Source organism: uncultured Parolsenella sp. (genome assembly GCF_958346945.1).
In the GTDB taxonomy this organism is placed as follows: Bacteria; Actinomycetota; Coriobacteriia; order Coriobacteriales; family Atopobiaceae; genus Parolsenella.
The window spans coordinates 137593-161489 of sequence record NZ_CATVTL010000003.1; the positions used below are offsets into that span (position 1 = coordinate 137593).

At 67.1% G+C, this 23897-nt stretch carries 18 protein-coding genes, 1 tRNA gene and 1 riboswitch; of the genes, 5 read left to right on the forward strand and 14 right to left on the reverse strand.

What is annotated here, in order from left to right; all coding sequences use genetic code 11:
- Positions 1 to 57: 57 nt before the first annotated feature.
- The 3 genes from Q3866_RS03515 to Q3866_RS03525 form a co-directional block, all read right to left on the reverse strand.
- Positions 58 to 2841: an FAD-dependent oxidoreductase gene (locus tag Q3866_RS03515; RefSeq protein WP_301829655.1), complete on the reverse strand. Its 2784-nt coding sequence runs from the start codon at positions 2839 to 2841 to the stop codon at positions 58 to 60.
- 70 nt (positions 2842 to 2911) lie between these two features.
- Complete coding sequence (gene hypB / locus Q3866_RS03520; RefSeq protein ID WP_301829657.1) at positions 2912 to 3685, reverse strand: hydrogenase nickel incorporation protein HypB; 774 nt, start codon at positions 3683 to 3685, stop codon at positions 2912 to 2914.
- A gap of 538 nt (positions 3686 to 4223) precedes the next feature.
- Positions 4224 to 6971 carry a phosphoenolpyruvate carboxylase gene (locus Q3866_RS03525; protein WP_301829658.1) on the reverse strand — a complete coding sequence of 916 codons (2748 nt, stop codon included), beginning with the start codon at positions 6969 to 6971 and terminating at the stop codon, positions 4224 to 4226.
- Between the two features lie 246 nt (positions 6972 to 7217).
- On the opposite strand from Q3866_RS03525, the gene Q3866_RS03530 reads away from it, so the two are divergent.
- The gene (locus tag Q3866_RS03530) at positions 7218 to 7910 is read left to right on the forward strand and encodes an HAD family hydrolase (RefSeq protein ID WP_301829659.1); all 693 of its coding nucleotides are present in this window, start codon (positions 7218 to 7220) and stop codon (positions 7908 to 7910) included.
- Between the two features lie 279 nt (positions 7911 to 8189).
- On the forward strand, positions 8190 to 9464 hold the full coding sequence (locus Q3866_RS03535) for an O-acetylhomoserine aminocarboxypropyltransferase/cysteine synthase family protein (RefSeq protein ID WP_293824824.1): 1275 nt from the start codon (positions 8190 to 8192) through the stop codon (positions 9462 to 9464).
- 209 nt (positions 9465 to 9673) lie between these two features.
- On the opposite strand, the gene Q3866_RS03540 is transcribed toward Q3866_RS03535, so the two are convergent.
- From Q3866_RS03540 to hisS, 3 genes are all read right to left on the reverse strand, one after another.
- A complete protein-coding gene (locus Q3866_RS03540) occupies positions 9674 to 11302 on the reverse strand; it encodes a 4Fe-4S dicluster domain-containing protein (RefSeq protein ID WP_301829660.1) in 1629 nt (542 codons plus the stop codon).
- Positions 11303 to 11501: 199 nt separating this feature from the next.
- Positions 11502 to 12227, reverse strand: a complete 726-nt coding sequence (locus Q3866_RS03545; protein ID WP_301829661.1) for an RluA family pseudouridine synthase — start codon at positions 12225 to 12227, stop codon at positions 11502 to 11504.
- A 5-nt stretch (positions 12228 to 12232) separates the two neighbouring features.
- Complete coding sequence (gene hisS, locus Q3866_RS03550; RefSeq protein WP_301829662.1) at positions 12233 to 13555, reverse strand: histidine--tRNA ligase; 1323 nt, start codon at positions 13553 to 13555, stop codon at positions 12233 to 12235.
- Positions 13556 to 13798: 243 nt separating this feature from the next.
- On the opposite strand from hisS, the gene Q3866_RS03555 reads away from it, so the two are divergent.
- Positions 13799 to 14863 carry a low specificity L-threonine aldolase gene (locus tag Q3866_RS03555; RefSeq protein WP_301829664.1) on the forward strand — a complete coding sequence of 355 codons (1065 nt, stop codon included), beginning with the start codon at positions 13799 to 13801 and terminating at the stop codon, positions 14861 to 14863.
- A 373-nt stretch (positions 14864 to 15236) separates the two neighbouring features.
- Here the strand turns inward: Q3866_RS03555 and Q3866_RS03560 are convergent, their stop codons facing one another.
- From Q3866_RS03560 to Q3866_RS03570, 3 genes are all read right to left on the reverse strand, one after another.
- Positions 15237 to 16262 (reverse strand): DMT family transporter, encoded by a 1026-nt coding sequence (locus Q3866_RS03560; RefSeq protein ID WP_301829666.1) that lies wholly within the window; start codon positions 16260 to 16262, stop codon positions 15237 to 15239.
- A gap of 3 nt (positions 16263 to 16265) precedes the next feature.
- Positions 16266 to 16934, reverse strand: a complete 669-nt coding sequence (locus Q3866_RS03565; protein ID WP_301829668.1) for an HAD family phosphatase — start codon at positions 16932 to 16934, stop codon at positions 16266 to 16268.
- Positions 16935 to 17326: 392 nt separating this feature from the next.
- Positions 17327 to 17402: transfer RNA gene (locus Q3866_RS03570), tRNA-Thr, on the reverse strand.
- 184 nt (positions 17403 to 17586) lie between these two features.
- Here Q3866_RS03570 and Q3866_RS03575 point away from each other — a divergent pair.
- A complete protein-coding gene (locus Q3866_RS03575) occupies positions 17587 to 18708 on the forward strand; it encodes a Gfo/Idh/MocA family protein (RefSeq protein ID WP_301829670.1) in 1122 nt (373 codons plus the stop codon).
- A gap of 108 nt (positions 18709 to 18816) precedes the next feature.
- Here Q3866_RS03575 and Q3866_RS03580 read toward each other — a convergent pair whose 3' ends face one another.
- From Q3866_RS03580 to Q3866_RS03595, 4 genes are read right to left on the reverse strand one after another with little or no spacing between them, the layout of a single operon-like run.
- Entirely contained in the window at positions 18817 to 19647 is an 831-nt protein-coding gene (locus tag Q3866_RS03580) for an ABC transporter ATP-binding protein (RefSeq protein ID WP_301829672.1), read from the reverse strand.
- A gap of 2 nt (positions 19648 to 19649) precedes the next feature.
- Positions 19650 to 20699 (reverse strand): ABC transporter substrate-binding protein, encoded by a 1050-nt coding sequence (locus Q3866_RS03585; RefSeq protein WP_293672992.1) that lies wholly within the window; start codon positions 20697 to 20699, stop codon positions 19650 to 19652.
- Complete coding sequence (locus Q3866_RS03590) at positions 20699 to 21469, reverse strand: ABC transporter permease (protein WP_301829675.1); 771 nt, start codon at positions 21467 to 21469, stop codon at positions 20699 to 20701. Before Q3866_RS03590 ends, Q3866_RS03585 begins: the two co-directional genes overlap by 1 nt.
- Before the next feature lie 4 nt (positions 21470 to 21473).
- On the reverse strand, positions 21474 to 21782 hold the full coding sequence (locus Q3866_RS03595; protein WP_293824812.1) for an MTH1187 family thiamine-binding protein: 309 nt from the start codon (positions 21780 to 21782) through the stop codon (positions 21474 to 21476).
- A 73-nt stretch (positions 21783 to 21855) separates the two neighbouring features.
- Positions 21856 to 21937, reverse strand: a riboswitch (TPP riboswitch).
- 284 nt (positions 21938 to 22221) lie between these two features.
- Between Q3866_RS03595 and Q3866_RS03600 the strand changes: the two genes are divergently transcribed.
- A complete protein-coding gene (locus Q3866_RS03600) occupies positions 22222 to 23022 on the forward strand; it encodes a glucose 1-dehydrogenase (RefSeq protein ID WP_301829678.1) in 801 nt (266 codons plus the stop codon).
- A 109-nt stretch (positions 23023 to 23131) separates the two neighbouring features.
- Here Q3866_RS03600 and Q3866_RS03605 read toward each other — a convergent pair whose 3' ends face one another.
- Entirely contained in the window at positions 23132 to 23890 is a 759-nt protein-coding gene (locus Q3866_RS03605) for an acyl-CoA dehydratase activase (protein WP_301829680.1), read from the reverse strand.
- Between the last annotated feature and the right edge of the window lie 7 nt (positions 23891 to 23897).

Here is a 23897-nt window from a genome sequence, read left to right on the forward strand (position 1 = left end):
GGCGCCCGCGCCGCGTGCGATGGCGGCAGCGGGCACCCCATGGCGAACGCTCAGCCGCTACTTGCGGTTGAACATGATCTTGAACTGACGCTTGGCAGCGTACTTGAGCAGCGAGGGAATCTTCTCCTCGTACTTGACCATCGTGGAGCACTCGGGGCGCTCGCGGTGGAGGTGGATGGCGTCGAAGGCACACTTGGTCGTGCACAGGCCGCAGCCAATGCACTTGTTGGCATCGACGATCGAGGCGCCGCAGCCCAGGCAGCGGGCGGTCTCGGCGCGTACCTGCTCCTCGGTGAAGCCCTGGGCGTACTCCTCGAACGGGGCCGTGCGCTCGCGCTCGTGGTCGATTGCGGGCTCCTGGCGGCTCGTGGTGTCATACGAGCCCGGCTCGATGTCGTCGCGGTTGAGCTCGCGATAGCTACGCGGGTTGCGGCCAATGGTGAGCGTGCCACCCTGCACGAAGCGGTGAATCGAGACGGCCGCCTCGTGACCGGCGGCGATGGCGTCAATCGCGAACTTGGGGCCGGTGTAGACGTCGCCGCCCACGAAGATGTCAGGCTCGGCGGTCTGGTAGGTCTTGGGGTCTGCCACCGCGCCCTGGCCGCGGCCCAGCTCCACGGCCGAGCCCTCGAGGAGGTTGCCCCACTCGATGCTCTGGCCAATGGAGAGGACGAGCTGGTCGCAGGCGACGTCGATCGTGTCGGCCTCGTCGTAGGTGGGGGCAAAGCGACCCTCATCGTCAAAGACGCTGGTGCAGCGCTTGAAGCGCACGCCGGTAACGTGGCCGTTCTGCGCGAGGACCTCGGCCGGGCCCCAGCCGCACGACAGGCGCACGCCGTCGTTCTCAGCCTCGGCGACCTCCTCGTTGGAGGCGGGCATGATGTCGCGGGCCTCGAGGCAGAGCATGTCGACGCTCTCGGCGCCCAGACGGGCGGCGGTGCGGGCCACGTCGATGGCGACGTTGCCGCCGCCCACGACGACGACCCTGCCGCTCACGGGCTCGGCCACGCCGCCGTCGAGCTGCGTCTCGGCAACCTTGCGCAGGAAGTCGACGGCCACGGTGACGCCCTCAGCGTCCTCGCCGGGGATGTTGGCGCGGCGGCCGCCCTGGCAGCCAATGGCCACGTAGAAGGCAGAGAAGCCCTGCTCGCGCAGCTGGGCAAGCGTCACGTCGCGGCCCACCTCGACGCCATAGCGGAACTCAACGCCCATGGCCTCGATGACGTCGACCTCGGCCTGCACAACGTCCTTGCCCAGCTTGTAGGCCGGGATGCCGTAGGTGAGCATGCCACCCGGGCGCGCGTTCTTCTCGAACACGACGGGCTTGTAGCCCTTCTCGGCTAGGAAGAAGGCGCAGGTGAGGCCCGCGGGGCCGGCGCCGATGATCGCGACTTTCTCCTCGAAGTCGCCGCGCACCTTGGGGCGCACCTGCGAGGGGATGTAGCGGGTCTCGGCGTTGAGGTCCTGCTGGGCGATGAAGCGCTTGACCTCGTCGATAGCGATGGCCTCGTCGATGCGGCCGCGGGTACAGGCGTCCTCGCAGCGGCGGTTGCAGATGCGGCCGCAGACGGCCGGCAGCGGGTTCTCGCGCTTGATGAGGGCAAGGGCCTCGGTGTAGCGGCCCTGGCTCGCGAGCTTGAGATAGCCCTGGACGGCGATGTGGGCGGGACAGGCGCTCTTGCAGGGGGCGGTGCCCGTCTCGTGCGTCTCGACGCGGTTCTTGTTGCGGTAGTCGGGACTCCACTTCTCGGGACCCCACTTGGCGGCGTCGGGCAGCTCCTGCACGGGATAGCTGGGGGCCTTGCCGGTGGACTTGAGGCACAGCTTCTGGCCGAGCTTGGCGGCGCCGGCCGGGCAGACCTCGACGCAGCGGCCGCAGGCCACGCACTTGCTGGACTCGACGCGCGCCACGTAGGCCGAGCGCGAGAGGTTAGGCGTGTTGAACAGCTGCGAGGTGCGCAGGGCATAGCAGACGTTCACGTTGCAGTTGCAGATGGCGAAGATCTTGTTCTCGCCGTCGATATTGGTGATCTGGTGCACGAAGCCGTTGTCCTCGGCGCGCTGGAAGATCTCGAGGGCCTCCTCGCGCGTGATGTAGCGGCCGCGGTTGGTCTCGACCACGTAGTCGGCCATGTCGCCCACGGCGATGCACCAGTCGTTGAAGTCGTCGCCGCAGCCCTCGCCCAGCGTGTCACGGCTGGCACGGCAGCTGCAGGTGCTCGCGGCGTACTTGCCGTCGTACTTGTCGAGCCAGTGCTTTATGTGCTCGATCGAGATGGACTGGTTCTCGTGCTCGATGGCCTGCTCGACGGGAATCACGTGCATGCCGATGCCGGCGCCGCCGGGCGGCACCATGGGCGTGGCCTTGGAGAGAGGGCCCTTGGAGGCCTGCTCGAAGAACTTGGCGTAGACGGGGTGGTCCTTGAGCTCGGCGGGGCGCATGTTGAGGAACTCGGCGGAGCCGGGCACGAGCATGGGAAGCACCCACTGCTTCTCGTGGGCGTCGTTCTCCCAGTTGTACTCGAGAAGACCCACGTAGGAGAGGTCGTCGAGCATGGGCTCGAGCTTCTCGGCGGCGATGCCCGTGGCACTCACGGCGGCGTCGAGTGTGTAGGGAACGCGCATCTTGAGCTTGCAGAGCATGGTGGCCTGCTCGTCGGTGGCCGCCTCGGCAAAGCTCCAGTACTCGTAGGGCAGAAGCTCCTTCCTGCCGAGGATGCGGTTGGTGCAGTGCTCGCAGAGGGCCACGATCGCGGGACGCGGGTTTTCGGGGATGGGCGGCACGAACTCGGAGCCGATGTCGGGCTCGGTGTAGGAAATGCCAGGTCCGTTGAGAATCATCTTGTCTCCTTATGGGCACGGATGTGACAAAGGGGTTGGGGCCTTGTCACGCTTCTTCGCGATTCGTTCGCTAGACGCTTGGGTAGTGCGGGGCGTCCTCGTTGGCGGGGGCGTCCTTGGAGAAGGTGCCGGCCTTCCAGGAGGCCACAGCCTCGGCAAGCCAGCCGGTCCAGGCCTCGACGCCCTCGCCGGTCTTGGCGCTCATCGCAAAGATCTTGGCCTTGGGGTTGCGCAGGTGGACGTTTGCCTCGAGGGCGTCCATGTCGAAATCGAAGTAGGGCGCCACGTCAATCTTGTTCACAAGCACCACGTCGCAGACCTCGAACATGAGCGGGTACTTGAGAGGCTTGTCGTGACCCTCGGGCACCGAGAGGATGGCAACGTTGACGGAGGCGCCGGTGTCAAACTCGGCGGGGCACACGAGGTTGCCCACGTTCTCGAGAACCGCGAGGTCGATGGCATCGACGCCCGCCTCGGCGGCAGCGGCGTCGAGCTCGGCGAGGCCGGCCGCGCACATGCCGGCGTCGAGGTGGCACATGCCGCCCGTGTGTAGCTGCACGGCGATGACGCCCGCGTCTGCCATGGTGCGGGCGTCGACGTCCGAGTCGATGTCTGCCTCCATGACGCCCATCGTGAACTTGCCCGCGAGCACTTCGACGGTGCGGCGCAGCGTGGTGGTCTTGCCCGAGCCCGGGCTGCTCATGAGGTTGAGCAGGAAGGTGCCGCGCTGCCGCAGACGCTCGCGCAGGCCGTCGGCCGCGCGGTCGTTGGCCGCGAACACGCTCTGCTTCACCTCGATGACGCGCACGGCCCGCTCGTCGGCGGGCGTAGGTGTCTGGTCCATGTTCCTCCCCTTTTGGCCAGAGGCCACGTAACCCCGCGTGAACCCCGGCCTAAACCAATTTACATAATTGTTCACAGTGTACGGGAGAGACGGACGTTTCCCCACGTCACATCGCCAGAAGGTAGGAGCGGGGCAAAACCCTTACAAGTTGCGGGGCCGCTCCCATCCCTCGCAACAGCACCGGCGAGCTCCAGCCCAGAGGCACCGTCATCGCAGACCAGGACATGGAGCCCGTACCCGACACCGAGCGCCGCGGCAAGTGGCTCATCATCCCCGCGATGGTGGGCGGCGCGGCGCTGCCGCATCCCGCACCTGCTCGAGTACATCGACGAGCGTGTGCTGTGGCACGACGAGTCGCTGGACCATTAGAGCCAGGCAGGTCGTGCAATCGGTCGCGTCTCGCCCGAGCGGATTTACCCCGCTCACCCGGATTGTGTCGAGGCTCAACACCACCCACCCCGACCACACAAAAAGCCCGCCTCGCGCAGGGCGAGACGGGCTTGGCAATGCCATGGGTGGGGCGCAGATGCGCGGGGCATCACCCCGTGTTCTGCAGGCCCGCGGAGACACCGGCGACGGCGGAGAGGATCAGCGAGATGTAGCGCTCGCGCTCCTTGGCCGTGAGCTCGGCCTCGTGCTCGCGCAGGGCCGTGAGGGCGCGCACCTGGGAGATCGACAGGGCGTCAACGTAGGGGTTGCGCACGCGGATGGCCTGGCCAAGCACGCGGCGGTGTTGCAGCGGCCACTCGTCTCCCACGATGGCCAGCGTCCACTTGCGCGTGAGGGCCATCTCGTCGAGGACCATCTTGGCGAGGTCGTCGCGGTCGCCCAGGGCCAAGTAGTGGCGGGCGATGCGGCCGTCGGTCTTGGCGATCGACATCTCGATGTTGTCGATGAACGTCGTGAACAGCGGCCACTCCCTGTAGGCGGCACGCAGCAGGTCGAGGTCGCCAAGCTTCTCGCAGGCATAGCCCAGGCCGTACCACGCGGCCAGGTTGATGCGCGCCTGGCTCCAGCTGAAGACCCACGGAATGGTGCGCAGGTCGTCGAGCGACTTTGCGCCCAGGCCACGCTTGGCCGGGCGGGAGCCAATGGGGAGCAGGCCGATCTCGACGAGCGGCGTCACGGTCGAGAACCACGGCGTGAAGTCGGACGTGTTGAGCAGCTCGACGAAGTGGTCGTGGCTCGCGTCGTAGAGCTTGGCGGCCATGTCGGCGTACTTCTCGGTCATCTCGGTGTTGGTCTTCTCGACCGAGGGAGCGCTCTGCAGCAGCGTGGCGCCCGCGACGCTCTCGATATGGCGCTGGGCCAGGACCGGGTTACCGTATCGGGCAAAGATGACCTCGCCCTGCTCGGTGAGCTTGAAGAAGCAGTTGACCGAGCCCGCGGGCTGCGCCAGCACGGCACGGTTGGCCGGGCCGCCGCCGCGGCCCACGGCGCCGCCGCGGCCGTGCATGAGCACAAGGTCGATTTGGTTGCGGCGAGCCCACTGGGCGATGCGCTCCTGGGCGGAGTGCAGGGCGAGCGTGGCCGTGGTGGGGCCGGCGTCCTTCGATGAGTCGGAGTAGCCGAGCATGACCTCCATCTTGCGGCCCGTCTCGGACAGGCGGCGCTGGACGTCGGGCAGCTCGAGCATGTCGTCGAGCACGTCGACGCAGTTCTCGAGGTCCTCGAGCTGCTCGAACAGCGGGATGACGTCAATCGTGGGCACGTCCTCGGCGTGGGCGAAGGCCAGGCGGTTGAGCTCGTAGACGTCGGCCACGTTCTGGGCGCTCTTGGTGAACGAGATGATATAGCGACGGGCCATCTTGGCGCCGTAGCGCTTCTGGATCGAGCCGAGGGCGCGGAAGGTGTCGAGCACCTCGCGGGTCATCGGGTCGAGCGGCCCGCGCTCGCCGTTGCGGCCGTGCTTGTGGATGTCTGCCAGCGCGCGACTGTGCACGATCGAGTGCTGACGGAACTCCATCTCGACCATGTGAAAGCCAAAGGTCTCCGTCTGCCAAATGAGGGTCTGGACGGGGCCGTAGGCGGCGCGGCAGGCGTTGCTCTGGGCAAGCGAGCGCTGCACGATGCGCAGGTCGGACAGGAACTCGTCGCAGGAGTGGTACATCGTATCGGAGTTACGCGCGATCGTGGCCTTCAGGCGATCCGCCATGACGAGCATGACGGCGCGATGCGGCTCAGACTCGCTGATGAGCTGGGCGCGGGCGGTGAGCACCTCGCTCATCTCGACCTGGTGGTTCCACAGGTTGACGAGCTCGGGCGAGGGCTTGGAGTGCTCGGCGTCGAGCGTGAGGTTGCGGCCGATGCGGCGGCACTTGTCCTCGAGGGTCGCCACCATGTGGGTGAAGAACTTGGCCGCCACCTGACGGCTCACCTTGGCCGTGACGTTGGGGTTGCCGTCGCGGTCGGAGCCAATCCAGGAACCGGGGTGGAAGAAGGCCGGGCACACCGGGGCCACGCAGCCGGCGTCGTCGCCCAGCACCCAGTCGTCGAAGCGGCGGTAGACCTGCGGCACCATGTCAAACAGCGTGTTGTCGAAGATGTCGATAATCGTGTCGGCCTCTTCGACCGGCGTGGGCTTCTTGAGGGCGATGGGACTCGTGCGCAGCAGCGCATCGATCTCCTGGAGCATGTGGCGTTCGTTCTCCGCAAGGTCGGAGCCGCCCAGGCGCGGGTGGTCCTCGAGCAGGCGGGCGATGCGGCGGATCTTGCCCTCGACGGCCTTGCGGCGCGCCTCGGTGGGGTGCGCGGTGAAGACCGGGTGAAACTCGAGGCGGTTCAGCAGCTCGTAGGCGCGCTCGGGGCCGGCCTCCTCGATGAGCTGGTGGTAGGCCACGGCGAGGGCGTTGCTCTCGTCGGTCTCGGAGTCAAGCGACACCTCGCGCTCGCGCTCGTGCAGGGTCTGCACGCGGAAGTTCTCCTCGGAGAGGTTCGCGAGGTGGAAGTAGGCGGTGAGGGCGCGGGTGACCATGGTCTGCTGCTCGACGGTGAGACCACGCATGAGCTCGTAGGCGTGACGGAAGTTCTCGTCCTCCTCGGAGGCGCCGGTGGCGCTCACGACGCCGCGCTCGTCGGCGGCGATGAGGTCGGAGAGCAGTTCGTCAAACGTTGCGCGGAGCTCGGGCGAGTACTCGGTGAGCACCTCGCGCAGGAGGCGCAGGAACAGCTCGAGGTTGTCGCGCAGGCTCTCGGGCAGGTCTACCTCGGCAAACGTACGCGCCGCGGCCGCCTGTGCCTCGTAGCGCTGCTTGTCGCGCCCGGAGCTGGTGTTGTTTGCTGACAAAGGTACCTCCTCAGGCTCTCATGCACGCGGATGCACAAGCCCTGTGCACCCGCGCATGTTTCCTTTCCATGATAGCAGCTGAAAGGAGGGAGGTACCCGCCGTAACCCGCGTGGAACGCAATTGATGTGCGTCCGCAAGCACCAGCCCGCGAGCGCATCCATTGGGTCGATGGGTGGCCATGACGCGGGACATCAGCGCGCATTCGCGCCATAATCTGGGTTCGCAGACAACCGTAAGGAGCATCCGTGTCAGACACCAAGCTTGGGACAACCGGCTACGCCACCGTGATTTTCGACCTCGACGGAACGCTGCTGAACACCATCGAGGACCTGCATCTGGCGCTGGCGCACGCGCTTGACGCCTGCGGCCTGGCGCCCGCGACGCTCGCGCAGACCCAGGCGCGCGTGGGCAACGGGCGCGCCAAGCTCATCGAGCGCTCCCTGCCCGCCAGTGCATCGCCCGAGCTCACAACCCGTGTCATCAGCGCGTTTGACCACTACTACGCCGCCCACAAGAACGACCACACCCACCCCTACCCCGGCATGGTCGAGCTCGCCGCGCGCCTTCGCGACGAGGGCAGACGCGTCGCCGTGGTCTCCAACAAGTCCAACTACGCGGTGCGCGAGCTCATGGACAGCTACTACCCCGGCGTCTTTGACGTGGCAATGGGCTCGAGCGACACGGTGCCCAAGAAGCCCAACCGCATCATGGTCGACACGGCGCTCACCCGCCTGGGCGCCGCAGCCCAGGCGGATGCTGCGGCCGGGCGCGCCGTCTACGTGGGCGATTCCGAGGTCGACGTGGCGACCGCCGCGAACGCAGGCCTTCCCTGCATAGCCGTGAGCTGGGGCTTCAGGACCCTCGAGCAGCTGCGCGCTGCCGGCGCCGCCACGATTGCCTCTACGGCAGACGAGCTTGCCCACGCGATTCGCGGCTAGAACTCCGGGCCGAGGTCAAGAGCCCTTCGTCCCGGCTCCCCCGGCAAGCTCGCAGATCATGGGGAACACCTTGAGCTGTACTGAGTGCGAACGAAGGGTTTCATGCCCTCCTGTTTGAAAGCAGCGCTTGGGCCTAGCCCACAGAACGGACGCCTTCGCACAAAGGCGGTCGCTCGCTTATTTCAGCGCACTTCTCCCCCTCGCAAGTAATTCCCAATCTCCATAGGGTTTTAGGCATACGATAAGAAGCGCAACTAAACCCGCACACGGAGGTTACCCATGTCCATCGACACCACCTGCGTCCAGGGCGGCTACCGTCCCGGCAACGGCGAACCGCGCCAGGTCCCCATCATCCAGAGCACCACCTTCAAGTACGACACCTCCGAGCAGATGGGTCGCCTCTTCGACCTCGAGGACTCGGGCTACTTCTACACGCGCCTGCAGAACCCCACGAACGACCACGTGGCCGCCAAGATCGCCGAGCTCGAGGGCGGCACGGCCGGCATGCTCACGAGCTCGGGCCAGGCCGCGAACTTCTTTGCCCTGTTCAACATCTGCGAGGCGGGCAGCCACATCGTCGCGAGCTCGGCCATCTATGGCGGCTCGTTCAACCTCATCGCCCACACCATGGCCAAGATGGGCATCGAAAGCACCTTCGTCGCGCCCGACTGCACCGAGGAGGAGCTCGAGGCGGCCTTCCGTCCCAACACGCGCGCCGTCTTTGGCGAGACGATCGCCAACCCCGCCCTCGCGGTCCTCGACATCGAGCGCTTCGCCGCGGCCGCCCACGCCCACGGCGTGCCCCTCATCGTCGACAACACCTTCCCCACGCCAGTCAACTGTCGCCCCATCGAGTGGGGCGCCGACATCGTGACCCACTCCACCACCAAGTACATGGACGGCCACGGCGCGGGCGTCGGCGGCGCCATCGTCGACTCGGGCAATTTCGACTGGATGGCCCACGCCGACAAGTTCCCCGGCCTCACCACCCCCGACGAGTCCTACCACGGCATCGTCTACGCCGAGAAGTTCGGCCGTGAGGGCGCCTTCATCACCAAGGCAACGTCGCAGCTCATGCGCGACTTTGGCTCGATTCAGAGCCCGCAGAACGCCTTCATCCTGAACCTTGGCCTCGAGAGCCTGCACGTGCGCATGCCGCAGCATTGCAAGAACGGCACCGCCGTGGCCGAGTTCCTCGCTGGCAGCCCTAAGGTCTCGGGCGTGCGCTACCCGAGCCTGGCCGGCGACCCCTACCACGAGCTCGCGCAGAAGTACCTGCCCAACGGCTCGTGCGGCGTCGTGTCGTTCGAGCTGGCCGGCGGCCGCGAGGCTGCCGAACGCTTCATGGCCGCCCTCAACATCGCCGCGATCGAGACCCACGTGGCAGACGCGCGCACCTGCTGCCTGCACCCCGCGAGCTCGACCCATCGTCAGATGACCGACGAGGAGCTCGTGGCCGCCGGCATCTCCCCCGCGATGGTGCGCATGAGCTGCGGCCTCGAGGGCACCGAGGACCTCGTCGCCGACATCGCCCAGGCGCTCGACCAGGCCTAGCGGCGCATCTCCGCGACCCGCCCGGCGACAAGTGCGAGAGGGATGGCGGAGCCGAGAAGAGCGGCGGGCCCGCAAGCCACCGAGCCGTCGCGGGCGCCGACAGCCCCTCGCAAACAAAACAGCCCGCAACAGAGAAGAGGGCCGCGAGCGTCACGTGACGCCCGCGGCCCTCGCGCTTGCTTCTCGAGCAATAAACCCCAGCTAGATGTTTACGCCTTGGGCTTCTGCGCCTCGTCGGTCTCGGCAACCTGTTCGAGCTCGTGAGCACCGTCCTCGGGGCGCTCGAGCTCGGGGATGAGCATGCGGTAGGCGTTCTCGGTGGCGTTCTTGCGCGTGCTCTTCCTGGCGTACATCTTCACCGCGCCGGAGGACTTGGCGATCGACTGGAGGGTGCCGGCGCCGGCCACGCAGCCGCCCGGGCAGGCCATGCCCTCGATGAGGTAGCCGTTGTACTTGCCCTTGGTGGCGAGCTTCATCAGCTTGCGGCAGTCCTCGAGGCCCTCGGCGTTCGCGACCTTGACCTCGCGGTCGGGGTAGCGGCGGTGAATCGCGTTGACCACGGCGTTGGCCACGCCACCGGCAACGGCAAAGCCGCGTCCGTCGGCGCTCGCGACCTCAAAGTCCCCGCCCTCGCCGGCGAGGCTCGCGTAGTCGATGCCCTTGGCCTCCATCATGCCGGCCATCTCCTCGAAGGTCAGCACGAAGTCGACCTCGCTCTTGACGCTCTTGCGCATGGCCTCGAGCTTCTTGGCCGAGCAGGGCCCCACGAAGACGATCTTGGCGTTGGGGTGCTGCCTGCGGATAAGGCGGGCGGTGAGCGTCATGGGCGTGAGGGCCATCGAGATGCAGTCCGCGTGCTCGGGGAACTCCTTCTTGGCCATGACCGACCAGGCCGGGCAGCACGAGGTGCCCATGAACGGGATCTTCTCGGGAACCTCCTCGAGGAAGTCCTCAGCCTCCTCGACCGTGCACAGGTCGGCGCCCAGGGCCACCTCCTCCATGCCGGCAAATCCCAGCTCCTTGAAGGCCTCGCGCAGCTTGTCCACGTTGCCCTTGCCGCCAAACTGGCCCACGAAGGCGGGCGCCACCTCGGCGATGACCTCGTCACCCGCGTTGATGGCCATGATCGTCTGGAAGATCTGGCTCTTGTCGGCGATGGCGCCAAACGGGCAGTTCACGAGGCACTGGCCGCAGCTCACGCACTTCTCGTAGTCGATCTCTGCGCGGCCGTGCTCGTCAGAGCCAATCGCGTGCATGCCGCACGCGTCGGCGCAGGGGCGCACGTGGTGGTGAATGGCGTGGTAGGGGCACACGTTGGCGCAGCGGCCGCACTTGATGCACTTGTCGTGGTCGATGAACGCCTTCTTGTCCTTGAACGAGATGGCGCCCTTGGGGCAGATCTCTCGGCAGGGGTGCGCCAGGCAGCCCTGGCAGGCGTTGGGCATCACGCGGTAGACATTGTCCTCGCAGGCGTTGCAGGCAAACTTGATGACGTTGACCAGCGGCGGCTCGTAATAGGTCTCCGACACGGCGGCCTTCTTGATGCCGTCGGAGACCGTCTCCGGGCGGTCGAGGTCCTGCAGCGGCAGGCCCATCGCCAGGCGGATGCGCTCCTGGACGATGGCACGCTCGAGGAAGACCGACTCGCGGTAGGTTGCGACGTTGCCGGGAATGAGCTTGTAGGGCAGCTGGCGCAGCTCGTGGACCGCCTCGGGAACGGGGTCCTCGGTCGTCGCCAGATCCTTGGCAGAGCCGTAGGCCACCTTGGCGACCTCGGTGAACACCCTGCGTCGGATGTCGGTTAGGTTGGTGTAGACGCCACGCATAGTTCCAGCCATGAAAGTCCTCTCCTCCAGTTTTGGGCCCCGCTTGGCCCGGCGCGGCCACGCATCCCCATGCGCGCCCGCGCAGACGTAGTCACGCGCCTCCCCAGGCGCGCCTCAGTCAAACGACCATATATTAGCAGTCAACTTGGGCGGATGCGCGCTGGGGTGTCCCTCATTTGCGCTTCTCGCCCATTCCACACGAAAAGGCCCGTTACCTCGAAAAATAAGGGGCAAATCGTTCGGGATACGGAACGGCAAGCTCAAGACGCTTGCCCGTGACGGGATGCGTGAGCGCCTCGGAGGCGGCGTGGAGCATGAGCGGGGCGCGACCGGAGCGGTCTGCCGGCACGCCGTAGAGAGCGTCTCCCAGGATGGGATAGCCGCGGCTTGCGAGGTGCACGCGGATCTGGTGCTTGCGCCCGGTCCTGAGCGTGAGCTCGACCAGGCTCACGCGGGCGCGACGCGGACCCGCGACGTCGAGCGGGCGCACGAGCGTGAGCGAGGGCTTGCCGCGGGCGTCGACGCGCATGCGACGTGCGTCATGGCGGTCGCGGGCAAGAGCGGTGTCGATGCGGGTGAGCGTGGGCGATACCTCCCCGCGCACGATGGCGAGATAGCGCTTCTCGATGCCGTCGTGCTTCGCCACGAGGGCGTCAAGCCTGGGCTGCGCCTCCTTGGAGAGCGAGAACAGCACGAGGCCCGTCGTGTCGGCGTCGAGGCGCTGCACGGCCTGGAGCTGCGCGGCGGCCTCCTCGCGCCCCTCGTCCAGGAGGTGGGCGCGCACGGCGTCGGTGAGCGTGGCGGTACCTGTGCCGTCACCATGCACGATGACGCCGGCGGGCTTGTCGGCCGCGAGCAGCCACTCGTCCTCATAGATGAGGGCCGGCGCCGCAAGCGCGACGCCGACTCCCCCGTTGGTCTTATCTTGCGAGCTCACGAGGCTTAGGCCTGGGCGAGGCGCTCGGCCACACGCTCAGCGAGCTCGGCGGCGGGCACGCTCACCTGCTCGTGGGTCTTCATGTCGCGGATGGTCGCGGTGCCGGCCTCGACCTCCTCGGGGCCCAGCACCACACACAGGACGGCGCCGTGCTTGTCGGCCTGCTTGAACTGGGCCTTGAGCGAGCGGCCCTGGTAGTCGGCCTCGGTGCGGATGCCGGCGCGGCGCAGCGCCAGCGTGGCCGTGAAGACGGCGGGGCGCAGGTCGGCCTCGGTGCCGGCCACGTAGACGCAGCCCGGCTCGCCTCCGCCCAGGTTCACACCTTCGGCCTCGAGGGCCAGCATAACGCGCTCGAAGCCCACGGCAAAGCCGATGCCCGGAGTGGGCTTGCCGCCCTCGAGCTCCATCAGGCCGTCGTAGCGGCCGCCGCCGCCAATGGCGCCAATCGCTGGGTCGGGCGTGTAGTCGACCTCGAAGACGGTGCGCGTGTAGTAGTCCAGGCCGCGCACGAGCGTCGGGTCCTCCTCGTAGGCGATGCCCGCCTCGTCGAGGTAGCGCTTCACCTGCTCGTAGTGGGTGGCACACTCCTCGCATAGGTTCTCATGGGCCAGCGGGGCTGCGGCCATGACCTCGCGGCAGTGGTCGTTCTTGCAGTCGAAGGCGCGCAGGGGGTTTATCTCCGCGCGTTCGCGGCACTCGTCGCACATCTCGTCGGCGTGGTCGAGGATGAAGGAGCGCACCTTCTCACGATAGGCCGGGCGGCACGCGGCGTCGCCCATCGAGTTGATGGCGAGGTGCAGGTGAGAGGGGTCGATGCCCAGCGCGCGGTAGAAGTCCATGAGGATGATGATGCACTCGGCATCAGCCGCGGGGTCGGGCGCGCCCAGCCACTCGATGCCCACCTGGTGGAACTGGCGCAGGCGACCCTTCTGCGGGCGCTCGCCGCGGAACATCGGCTCCGCGTACCACAGCTTCACCGGGGCGCCGCCCTGCGGCACGAAGTTGTTCTCGACGGCGGCGCGCACCACGCCAGCCGTGCCCTCCGGGCGCATGGCGAGGCGCTGCTTGGGCTTGAGGCCGGCGTCGTTGCCGGCCGCGAAGACGCGATCGAGCAGGGCGCCTGAGAAGACGCGGAACATCTCCTTGCGCACCACGTCGGTCGACTCGCCGATACCGTGCACGAACGTGGAGACCTGCTCCATCGCCGGCGTCTCGATGGCCGCAAAACCGTACGGCGCAAACGTCTGCCGCGCAACGGCCTGCATGCGCTCCCAGGCACGCATGCGCGCGCCGTACAGGTCCTCGGTGCCTTCCGCCTTGTTAGCCATGATTGCACGTCCCTCTCAGTCGCGGTTTAACCTGTTGAGTATACCGCGCGGGGGCGGGCGCCGCAGCACGGGGGCGGGCGACATGTCCGCGGCTTTGGCGGAGGCATAGGCGGGCGCGTACGAGGCTTTGGTGGGAACACAGACGGGCGCTTCCACGGCCTTGACGCCGCCACGGACGGGCGCGTCGCCGGGCGCGGGCGCGCTATCATAGCTACCGCCCAAGCCAAACAGTGAGGAGACGCCATGCACCTGTTCCGCAACGACTATTCCGAGGGCGCCGCGCCCCAGATCATGGAGGCCCTCGTGGCCGCCGGCAGCCACCAAAACGTTGGCTACACCGAGGGCGACGAGCACTGCGACCACGCCCGCGAGCTCATTCGCGCCGCCTGCGGCACGCCCGAGGCCACCGTCGAGTTCTGCATTGGCGGCACGAGCGCCAACGTCATCTGCCTGAACGGCATGCTGCGCGACTGGGAGGGCGTCATCTGCACGCCCGACGCCCACATCGTTGTGCACGAGACGGGCGCCCTCATGGCCTGCGGCCGCACCGCCCTGCCCACCGACGACGCCGACGGCTTCCTCACGCCCGAGGCGGCCGAGCGCGTCTGGTGCACGCAGACCTCGACGGGCCGCCACATGACGAGGCCCGCGGCCATCTACATCACCGACACCACCGAGCTGGGCGGCGTCTGGAGCGCCGAGCGCCTCGACGCCATCTGCGACTGGGCCCGCAGCCACGACCTGGGCATCTTCCTGGACGGCGCGCGCCTGGGCAGCGCCCTCACGGCGCCCGGCAACGACCTTACGCTCGCCCACATCGCGAGCAAGGTCGACGCCTTCTACATCGGCGGCACCAAGAACGGCATGCTCATGGGCGAGGCCGTCGTGATCTGCGGCCACGGAGCGGCGGCCGAGCGCCTGCGCGAGGCCTTCCCCTACCTGCAGAAGGAGCGCTGTGGCCTGCTCGCCAAAGGCTTTTTGCTGGGTGCGCAGTTCGAGGCCGCCTTTGCCGAGCAGGACGGCGAGGAGGCGCTCTACTGGCAGTTGGCCGCGCATGCCAACGAATGCGCACAGCAGCTGCGCGAGGGCCTGGTCGAGAGGGGCTTTGAGCTCTACGGCAACTCGACCTCCAACCAGGTGTTTGTTGCCGTAAGCAAGGCGCAGGAGCAGGCGTTCGAGAAGGCCTGCGGCTGCGAGACGTTCTACGTGCTGCCCGACGACCACCGCGTCATCCGCTTCGTGTGCTCCTGGGCCACCGAAGCCGCCGACGTCACCGAGCTGCTGGAGCTCGCCACCAGCTTGGCGTAGGGACGCAGAACGGGGGCTCCCGCGCCACCGAGCTTCTCGAGCTTGTCACGTGCGGAAACGCGCAAGGGGCACAGGGCGAGGACCTGCGCCATCGACCGCGCAGCCGGGGCGATGGTCTCCGCTGGACTCCGGGAGCACAGGACGAGGGCCTGCGCCATCGACCGCGCGGCCGCCCGCGAGCCCAGTACATCGTCCGAACGCAGAACGCCGGGGAAGGCGCCCAACCTCCCCCGGCGTTTCTCTTCTCATCCCAGCGTTTCTCTTCTCATTTTCCTAGGAAAATGACGTTAACCATATTTAGCGGACAGCCTTAAGCGCATATTCCTAGGAATCTGTGGTTAAGGGAGAGGTGGCCACGCCTCGCCACGCAGCGCTACCCGCGGCTGCGGCCGGGCAGCATGAGGACGAGCTTCTCGCCCACCTCGGACAGGACGATGCCAAGGAAGATGAGCGCGAAGCCCGCGAGCAGGCGCGGCGTGAGCGTCTCGTAGCCAAAGGCCACCGAGAAGGCCACGCCGCTGGGGCTCTCGAGGCTCGAGAGCAGCGAGCCCGCCGCCGGGTCAACCTTGGTAAGCGCGTAGTTGAGCAGCGCCAGGCACCCAAACGAGCACACCACAGCAAGAAACACGAGCGCCACGACGTTGCCCGCCGTGAACGAGGCGGCCGAGGGCGCCGTCTCGACCAGCAGGTGACCCGCCGCCATCATCACGGCGACGGTCGCAAACTGCCAGAACGTGAGCGCCCAGACGTCGCGGTCGCGTCCCTCGCGCGCCACGACCACCATCTCGAGCGCATAGAAGACCGAGCCCACGAGCGTGAGGCCGTCGCCAACGTTCAGCGGCAGGCCCTGGTCGAGCACCACGAACCCCGCGCCCACAAGCGTTACGACCGCGGCGATCACGCTCATGCGGCGCGGCCTGCCCTGCCCCAGGGCCCACGCGCACAGCGGCACGAGCGCGCAGTACACACCAGTGAGAAACGCATTCTTGCCTGGCGTGGTGTAGACGATGCCGTACGTCTGGAACACGTAGGCAAGCCCGTAGAACACGCCAAGGAGCACGCCCGTGCGCACGACCGGCGCGCAGAGGTTGCCGCAGATGCGCCGCCAGAAACAGGCGAGCATGAGCAGGGCCGACAGGCCAAAGCGCACGAGCAGAAGCCAGAACACCGGGAACTGCGCCGTGACGTCCTTCATCACGAAGAACGAGAAGCCCCAGGCAAGGGCGCAGGCAACAATGAGGAGCTTGTTGAACCAGGGGGCGTCGACGAGGCGGCCCGCACGGGCGCCCTTCTCGGCCACGACCTTCTCGGCCACGTGAGCGGTGGCAGCACCCGGCGCGCCCTTCTCGGCCGCACTCTTCTCGAACATGAAGTTGTTGGCGGAATCGTTTGAGCTCACGGGCTACACCAGGTCAAAGTCGGCATAGCTGAGCAGCACCTCGTTAGCGGCGCTTACGTCCTGCTTGACGTAGGCCGAGCCGGTGAAGCCCAGCACGTAGCAGCCCGCGGTGAGGCCCGAGCGAATGCCCGCTGGCGAGTCCTCGACCACCACGGTGCGGGCGGGGTCCACGTGCAGGTACTCCATGGCCGTGGCATAGGGCATGGGGTCGGGCTTGTGGCGCTCGACCATGTCGCCGGTGATGATGCAGTCGAAGCACGAGGCCAGGCCAAAGCGGTCGAGGCCCACGAGGATGTGGCTCGAGACCGTGGTGGAGACGAGGCCGCAGCGCACGCCGGCGGCTCGCAGGCGCGCGAGCACATCGTGAATGCCGGGCAGGGCGGCCGCCTCGGGGTTGTTGTAGCTCACCCTGTCGATGAGGCCGCGCTCGATGCACTCGGTCTTCTTGGCGGCGAACTCGTCGGCCGTGACGTCGGCGCCGTACTTGGCGCCGATGGCCGGGATTGTGGTCTTGCCGTCCTGGCCGCACATCGTAAGGCAGTCCTCAAAAGTGGCGGGGATGCCCAGCTCGCCAAAGATCACCACGTTGCGGCGGGCGGCGATGGGCTCGGAGTCGATGAGCACGCCATCGCAGTCGAACAGGACGCAGTCGATTCTCTCAGGACGAGGCATAGTCACTCCCGTGGTCGCATGGTCAACGATGACCTATTCTAGCAGGATGTTTAGGGGGGACCACTGGGCATGGCGGGTGTGCCGCGAGCACGCAGGGCTGCCTCGCGTGCTCAACGCGACTATCGAGCAGGATTGCGTGCCCAACGCGACAATCGAGCGGCATTGCGTGCCCAACGCGACTAAACCGACCCTCCAGAGCCGCCATCTAGTCGCGTTGGGCACGCGAACGGACAAACAAGGCGCAATAGGCACGCAAGAGAATGCTTAGGACGAGAAGAAACGACAGGCGAGGACATGGACGCGGAGTGAAATTTCACCCCTCTGGGCAAAAACAGACGATCGCGACACAAAAAACAGGCCAGAGGATATGTCCCCTGACCTGCGAATTTCGATGGAGCCAGCTACCAGACTTGAACTGGTGACCCCCGCTTTACGAGAGCGGTGCTCTACCAACTGAGCTAAGCTGGCAACTCCATGACCGCCGCACACGTGGCGTGCCGCAGCGAAGACAGACTATACCGTATACACCCGCACTCGCGCAAGCCATTTACGAGAAATAATTTAGCAGCCACCACTCGCAAATACGCCGACGCCCACGGCTCCCCCAGGCCATAGAATCGCACTCGGAAGGATAACGACCAGGGGAGCCATCATGAGCGACACAATCAAACTTGCGACCATCGGCACGTCGATGATTAGCGACGACCTCATCAACGCCGTAGGCCAGGTCGAGGGCATCGAGTACGTGGGCACGCTCTCGCGCAACGCCGTGAGCGCGCGCGAGTTCACCGAGAGGCACGGCGGCTCGCGCCCCTTCACCTCGCTCGAGCAGCTCGCCAACTGCAAGGACGTCGACGCCGTCTACATCGCCACGCCCAACGCCCTGCACTACAAGCAGGCCCTCGCCTGCGTGCGCGGAGACAAGCACGTCCTGGTCGAGAAGCCCTTCTGCTCAAACCGCTACGAGGCCCAGTCGCTCTACGCCGCAGCCGAGCTCCACCACGTCCTGGCACTCGAGGCCATGCGCCCCGTCCACGACCCGGCCTGGGCCACGATCTGGGCGGCCCTGCCCAAGCTGGGCCAGCTGCGCCGCGCCACTTTCCGCTTTGGCAAGTACTCGAGCCGCTACGACGACGTCAAGGCCGGCCGCCACACCAACATCTTCGACGCCAAGATGGCCTCGGGCGCCCTCATGGACCTCGGCGTCTACTGCATCGAGCCCATGGTGGCCCTCTTTGGCGCGCCCGACCGCATCGTCGCCGCCCCCACGCTCATCTCGGACGCCCGCACCGAGTCGACAGGTGGCGTCATCGACGGCGCGGGCTCGGTCCTGTGCAGCTACGGCAGGCACTCCGGCACGCCCGGCCTCGTCGTCGAGATCGCCTACTCAAAGATCTCGACCGACCTGCTCCCCTGCCAGATCGAGGGCGACCTCGGCACCCTCACGCTCGACGCGATGAGCGTGCCCCAGTCCGCCGAGGTCATGGTGCGCGGCCAGGCCATCCGCGGTGCCGCGACCACCACGACCAACAGCGTCGGCAACGTCACCGAGAGGCTCACCATCGAGCCATGCGCCAACAACATGGTCCACGAGGTGCGCGACTTCGTGAGCCTCGTAAACGGCGAGCGCATCGACACCCTGTGGGGCGCGAGCATGGCCCCCACCGGCGCCGCCTCGAGCTTCACCGACGTCACGCTCGACGCCCTGGCCATCTGCGACGAGATTCGCCACCAGGGGCTCATCCACTTCCCCGCAGACTTCCACATCGAGTAGGGCAAAAGGCCGATAAGGTCACAACAGACAAAGCGAGAGGGACCCGCCAGACCAGGCAGGCCCCTCTCGTCATTTACGTACGCGTTGCCGAGAAGCACGCCCCACGCGCTATCCCAGAAGCTCCAGCACCCGGCGCTTCGTCGCGAGCGACTCGGGCGTGAGCATCCACTCGCCACGTCCCTCGCGCTCGCAGGCGACATCGACCTCGCCCACGATCTTGCTCGGGCGCCCCTCCTTGGGGGCGCCGCTCATCACCAGGATGCGGTCGGCCATCTCCACGGCCTCGTCGACGTCGTGGGTCACGAGCATGCACGAGATGCCCAGGTCGCTCACCATCGAGAGGAACCACGCGCGCATGTCGCGGCGCGTAAGCGCGTCGAGCGCGCTGAACGGCTCGTCCATGAGCACCACGTCGTTGTCCATGAGGTAGGTGCGCAGGAGCGCCGTACGCTGGCGCATGCCGCCCGAGAGCTCGGCCGGGTAGCTGTCCTGCGTACCCTCGAGGCCAAAGCGCCCAAAGAGCGGCTCGGCCTTGGCGCGCGCCTCGCGCCTGGGCGTGCCCGCAACCAATAGAGGCAGGCACACGTTGTCGATGATCGTGCGCTGGGGCAGCAGCAGGTCCTTCTGCAGCATGTACGAGATGCGCCCCGGCTTGCCCGTGACGTCCTCGCCATGCAGCAGCACGCTGCCCGAGACGGGCTCGGTGAGGCCCGCCATGCCGTGGAACAGCGTCGACTTGCCACAGCCCGAACGCCCCACGAGACACACCATCTCGCCCGGCGCGAGCTCGAGCGACACGTCGGCCACCGTGGGCGAGGTGCCGTCGGTCCAGGCAAGGGTCAGGTCGCGCACGACGAGCGCGGGCTCGCGTCCGTCCGCAGCGCCGGCCGCGCCGTCCGCGCCAGCCGTGGCGACCTTCTGCGTGTCTCGAAGATCCATCTCTACTGCTCCAGGTAGTCCATGCTAAAGCCGCCGTTGACGTCGAGCGCAACGGGGGTGAGCTGGTTGTCGTTCATCCAGGTGTAGAACGCGGCCCAGCGCTGCGGGTCGATGATGCCCCAGCTCGAGGCGTCGGCCGTGTACTGGTCGGCGAGGTACTCGGCGCTGGCCTTCGCGAGCTCGGCGTCGGTCTCGGGGGCGGCGTCGCACAGGATCTGGGCGGCGTCGTCGGGGTTGGTCACGCAGTACTCGTAGCCCTTCTTCGTGGCGCGCAGGAAGGCGCGGGCCACCTCGGGCTGCTGGGCGAGGAAGTCGTTGTTCGCGACGACGACTGGCGTGTAGTAGTCAAACGTTGAGTCGATGCTGCGGAACGAGAAGTAGTCGCAGGGGTAGTCCTGGACCTTGGCGTTCTGCAGGCCCCAGCCCTCGTAGCCCCACACGCAGTCGAACTGGTTGGCCTTGAGGCCGCTCACCTCGTCGCCGCTCGGCACGAGCTCGACCTTGGAGAAGTCGCCGCCGTCGGTCTCGACGACGCTCTTGATGATGGCCTTCTCGACGTCCTGGTCCCAGGTGCCGTAGCGCTTGCCCTCCATGCCCTTGGGGCGCGTGATGCCGTCGCCGGCGCGGCTCATGATGCCCGAGGTGTTGTGCTGGATGGTGGCGGCGATGGCCGTCACGGGCAGCTGGTCATCGGAGCCAAGGTAGTTGGCCATGACGTCCTGGTAGCTCATGCCAACCTGGGCCTTGCCGGTGCCCACCAGGGCGTCGGCGCCGTCCTCGGGCGGCTGGACGACCTCGACCTCGAGGCCCTCGTCGGCGTAGTAGCCCTTGGCGATGGCCACATAGACGCCCGAGTGGTTGGTGTTGGGCGTGTAGTCGAGCACGAAGGTGAGCTTGGTGAGGTCACCCGACGTCGCGGCGGCGTCGGTGGAGGCGGCGTCGGTCGCGGGGGCGGCGGCACCCGAGGCGCCACATCCGGCAAGGCCGGCGGCGCAGACGGCGGCAGCGCCGGCAACGAAGCCGCGGCGCGAGACGAGCTTGTTCATAGTCATTACTGGTCTTTCCTCTCTACCCTCTCCCACGGCATGCACGCACGGCGCAGGGCCGAAACGAGGCCCATGAGCGCGAGCGACAGTGCCGAGATGATAAGGATCACGGCGAACATCTTGTCGTACGAGTAGGACTTGCGCACGCGCGTCATGTAGACGCCCAGGCCCACGAAGCCGCCGAGCCACTCGGAGACCACGGCACCCACCACCGCGTAGGTGGCGCTGATGCGCAGACCCGCGAAGAACTGCCCCATGGCGGCGGGCAGCTTGGCATAGCGAAATATCTGCGCGCGACTGGCACCCATCGAGCGCATGAGATCGATGGCGTCGGGGTCGACGCTCCTGAAGCCGCTCGCGAGCGAAACGGTCACGGGAAAGAACGTCCCCAGCACCACGAGCAGCACCTTAGGCATGAGCCCGTAGCCAAACCACAGCACGAGCAGCGGCGCGATGGCCACGGTGGGGATCGTCTGCGAGACAGTCACGATGGGATCGAGTGCCCGGTAGACCACCTCGAAGCGGTCCATCAGCACCGCCACCGCGAAGCCCACGGCAACGCCCAGGGCAAGGCCGATGACGGCCTCGGCGATGGTGGTGACCGAGTGGCTCAGCAGCAGGGGCAGGTCTGCCACGAGGGCCTCGACCACCTGCACCGGGCTGGGCAGCAGGTAGCTGGGAACGAGGCCCACCGAGCAGACGAGCTGCCAGAGGGCGACAAGCGCCACGAGCGTGATGGTGGGGGCAACCCAGCGGGCGGGCGCGCGACGAGCCATGGCCCTACTGCTCCTGCTCGTGGTACTTGCCAACCTTCTTCTCGGTCGAGAGCACGGCCCCGCCCGGCTTATAGTTGATCTTGGCGTAGGTCATGACCTGGCCGCACCCCGCCTCGACGGCGGTGAGCTGGCACTGGCGCAGGACCTCCATGCAGGTGTCGTAATCACCCTCGATGGCCGTCTCGAACGGGCCCACGTAGGGGTTGACGTCGTACTCCTGGATCTTGGCGATCACGGCATCGACGACGCGGATCGTGTCCTCGTCGGTGGCCGAGTCCATCGGCAGCACCTGGATGGCTACGCTACATTCCATGCAAACCTCGCTTTCCGCGAGGACCAAAAAGGCCCTCGCCATTGGCGGGAGCCTCATACGCGCACGTTTGGGGTCCCTACGCTGGCATTACCCAGATCAGGTCAAGGGTCGGACCGGGATGGGCCCCTCTCAGCCGGCGTGCCGCCAGCTCCCCTTTAGATCGCGGCCCAGTCTAGCACGTTTACATAAGAAGAGACAGGCCCCACACCGTGGTACCGTGGAGGCTCCACGCGACAAGTTGGGACAGTAGCCATCAGGCGGGGCGGCGACCCCGTAGGTCAATGTCTCAGTTTGGGACGAAATAGCCCGGAGCTTTATCGTCCCAGCGGCCTACGCACAACCGCTTAGCCCTCATAGGCGCCCGCCCACCCAACCCAGGATGGGCGGGCGTTCCTATTTCTTGATACTTAACATATTAATGTCGCGGACAGGGGCGTCCGTGACCCCACAGAAGGGATTCGTCATGCGCTTTGAGGGTAAGAGTGTCGTCGTCACCGGTGCCAGCGCCGGCATGGGCCGCCAGATCGCCTACGACTTCGCCAAGGAGGGCGCCACGGTCGTGGCCGTTGCCCGCCGCGCCGAGCGCCTCGAGCAGCTCGCCGCCGAGGTCGCCGAGGCCGGCCTTCCCGGCAGGGTCCTGCCCTATGTGGGCGACGTCTCGAGCCGCGAGGCCAACGAGGGCATGGTCGACTTCGCCGTCTCCCAGACCGGCAAGCTCGACATCCTCGTCAACAACGCCGGCATCATGGACGGCTTCGAGCCCATCGCCGACATCGCCGACGAGCGCTGGGACCAGGTCTTCGCCGTCAACGTCAAGGGCCCGATGTACGCCATGCGCAAGGCCGTCCAGGTCATGCTCGAGCAGGAGACGAAGGGCAGCATCGTGAACGTCGCCTCCATCGGCGGCACCAACGGCGCTCGCGCCGGCGTGGCCTACACGGCCTCCAAGCACGCCCTCGTTGGCATGACCGAGAACACCGGCTACATGTACGCCAACTCCGGCATCCGCTGCAACGCCGTCTGCCCGGGCGGCGTCGAGACCGAGATCGCCGACTCGATGATGGCAGGCTCCGGCATCAACCAGTTTGGCATGGGTCGCGCCATGGCCGGCCTCGACTCCGACATCCGTCAGGCCAAGCCCGAGGAGCTCGCCTCGGTCGTGCTGTTCATCGCCTCCGACGAGGCCTCGTTCATGACCGGCGCCTGCGTCAAGGTCGACGGAGGTGTCTCCGTGAACTAGCTGGGACAATACCTGCCTGAGCAACTGTCCCACTCAAAATGGCCGGGGTGGCCGCTTGCACAAGAGCGGCCACCCCGGCCTTCTTACGTCTCAAGCTGCCGAGAAGAACCTACAGCTCGCAGGCCTTGAGCGCGGCGCCGATTGCCCCGGCGTAGCGGGCCTCGGGGCAGGTCGTGACCTCGCTGCCCAGAAGCGCTCCCAGACGCTCCACCACGTAGTCGTTCTCGCAGAGTCCCCCCGTGAGGAAGTAGGGGGCGTGCGACCCCTGGCCCGCGAGCGACGCCACGCGCGAGACCACGCTCTCGATGATGCCGTGGGCGATGTTCTCGCGCGGCTCGCCGCGACCCACGAGGCTGATGACCTCCGACTCGGCAAACACCGTGCACATGCTCGAGATCTTGACGTCCTCGCCCGCGCGCGCCAGGCTCGCGAGCTCCACCTGGTCGATGCCTAGGCGGTCTGCCATGACCTCGAGGAAACGCCCCGTGCCGGCCGCACACTTGTCGTTCATCGCAAACTTAGTGACGCGCCCGTTCGCAAGCTGGATCACCTTGGTGTCCTGGCCGCCCACGTCGATGACGGTGCCGTCGGTCCCAAAGAGGTGCGCCGCGCCCAGGCCGTGGCAGGTGATCTCGGTCACGACCTTGGTGGCGTAGGGCACCGCGATGCGCCCGTAGCCGGTGGCCACCACGCGCACGTCCTCGGCCGCCACGTCGACGCCCTTCTCGGCCAGCGCATCCCTCACGCGCCCGGCCGCGTCGACCGACGAGAAGCCCGTGGGCATGAGCAGCGTCTGCGCAAGCTCGCCCGTCTCCATCACGGCAACCTTGGTAGCCGTCGAGCCAATGTCTACGCCAATGCCCCGCATGCGCGCC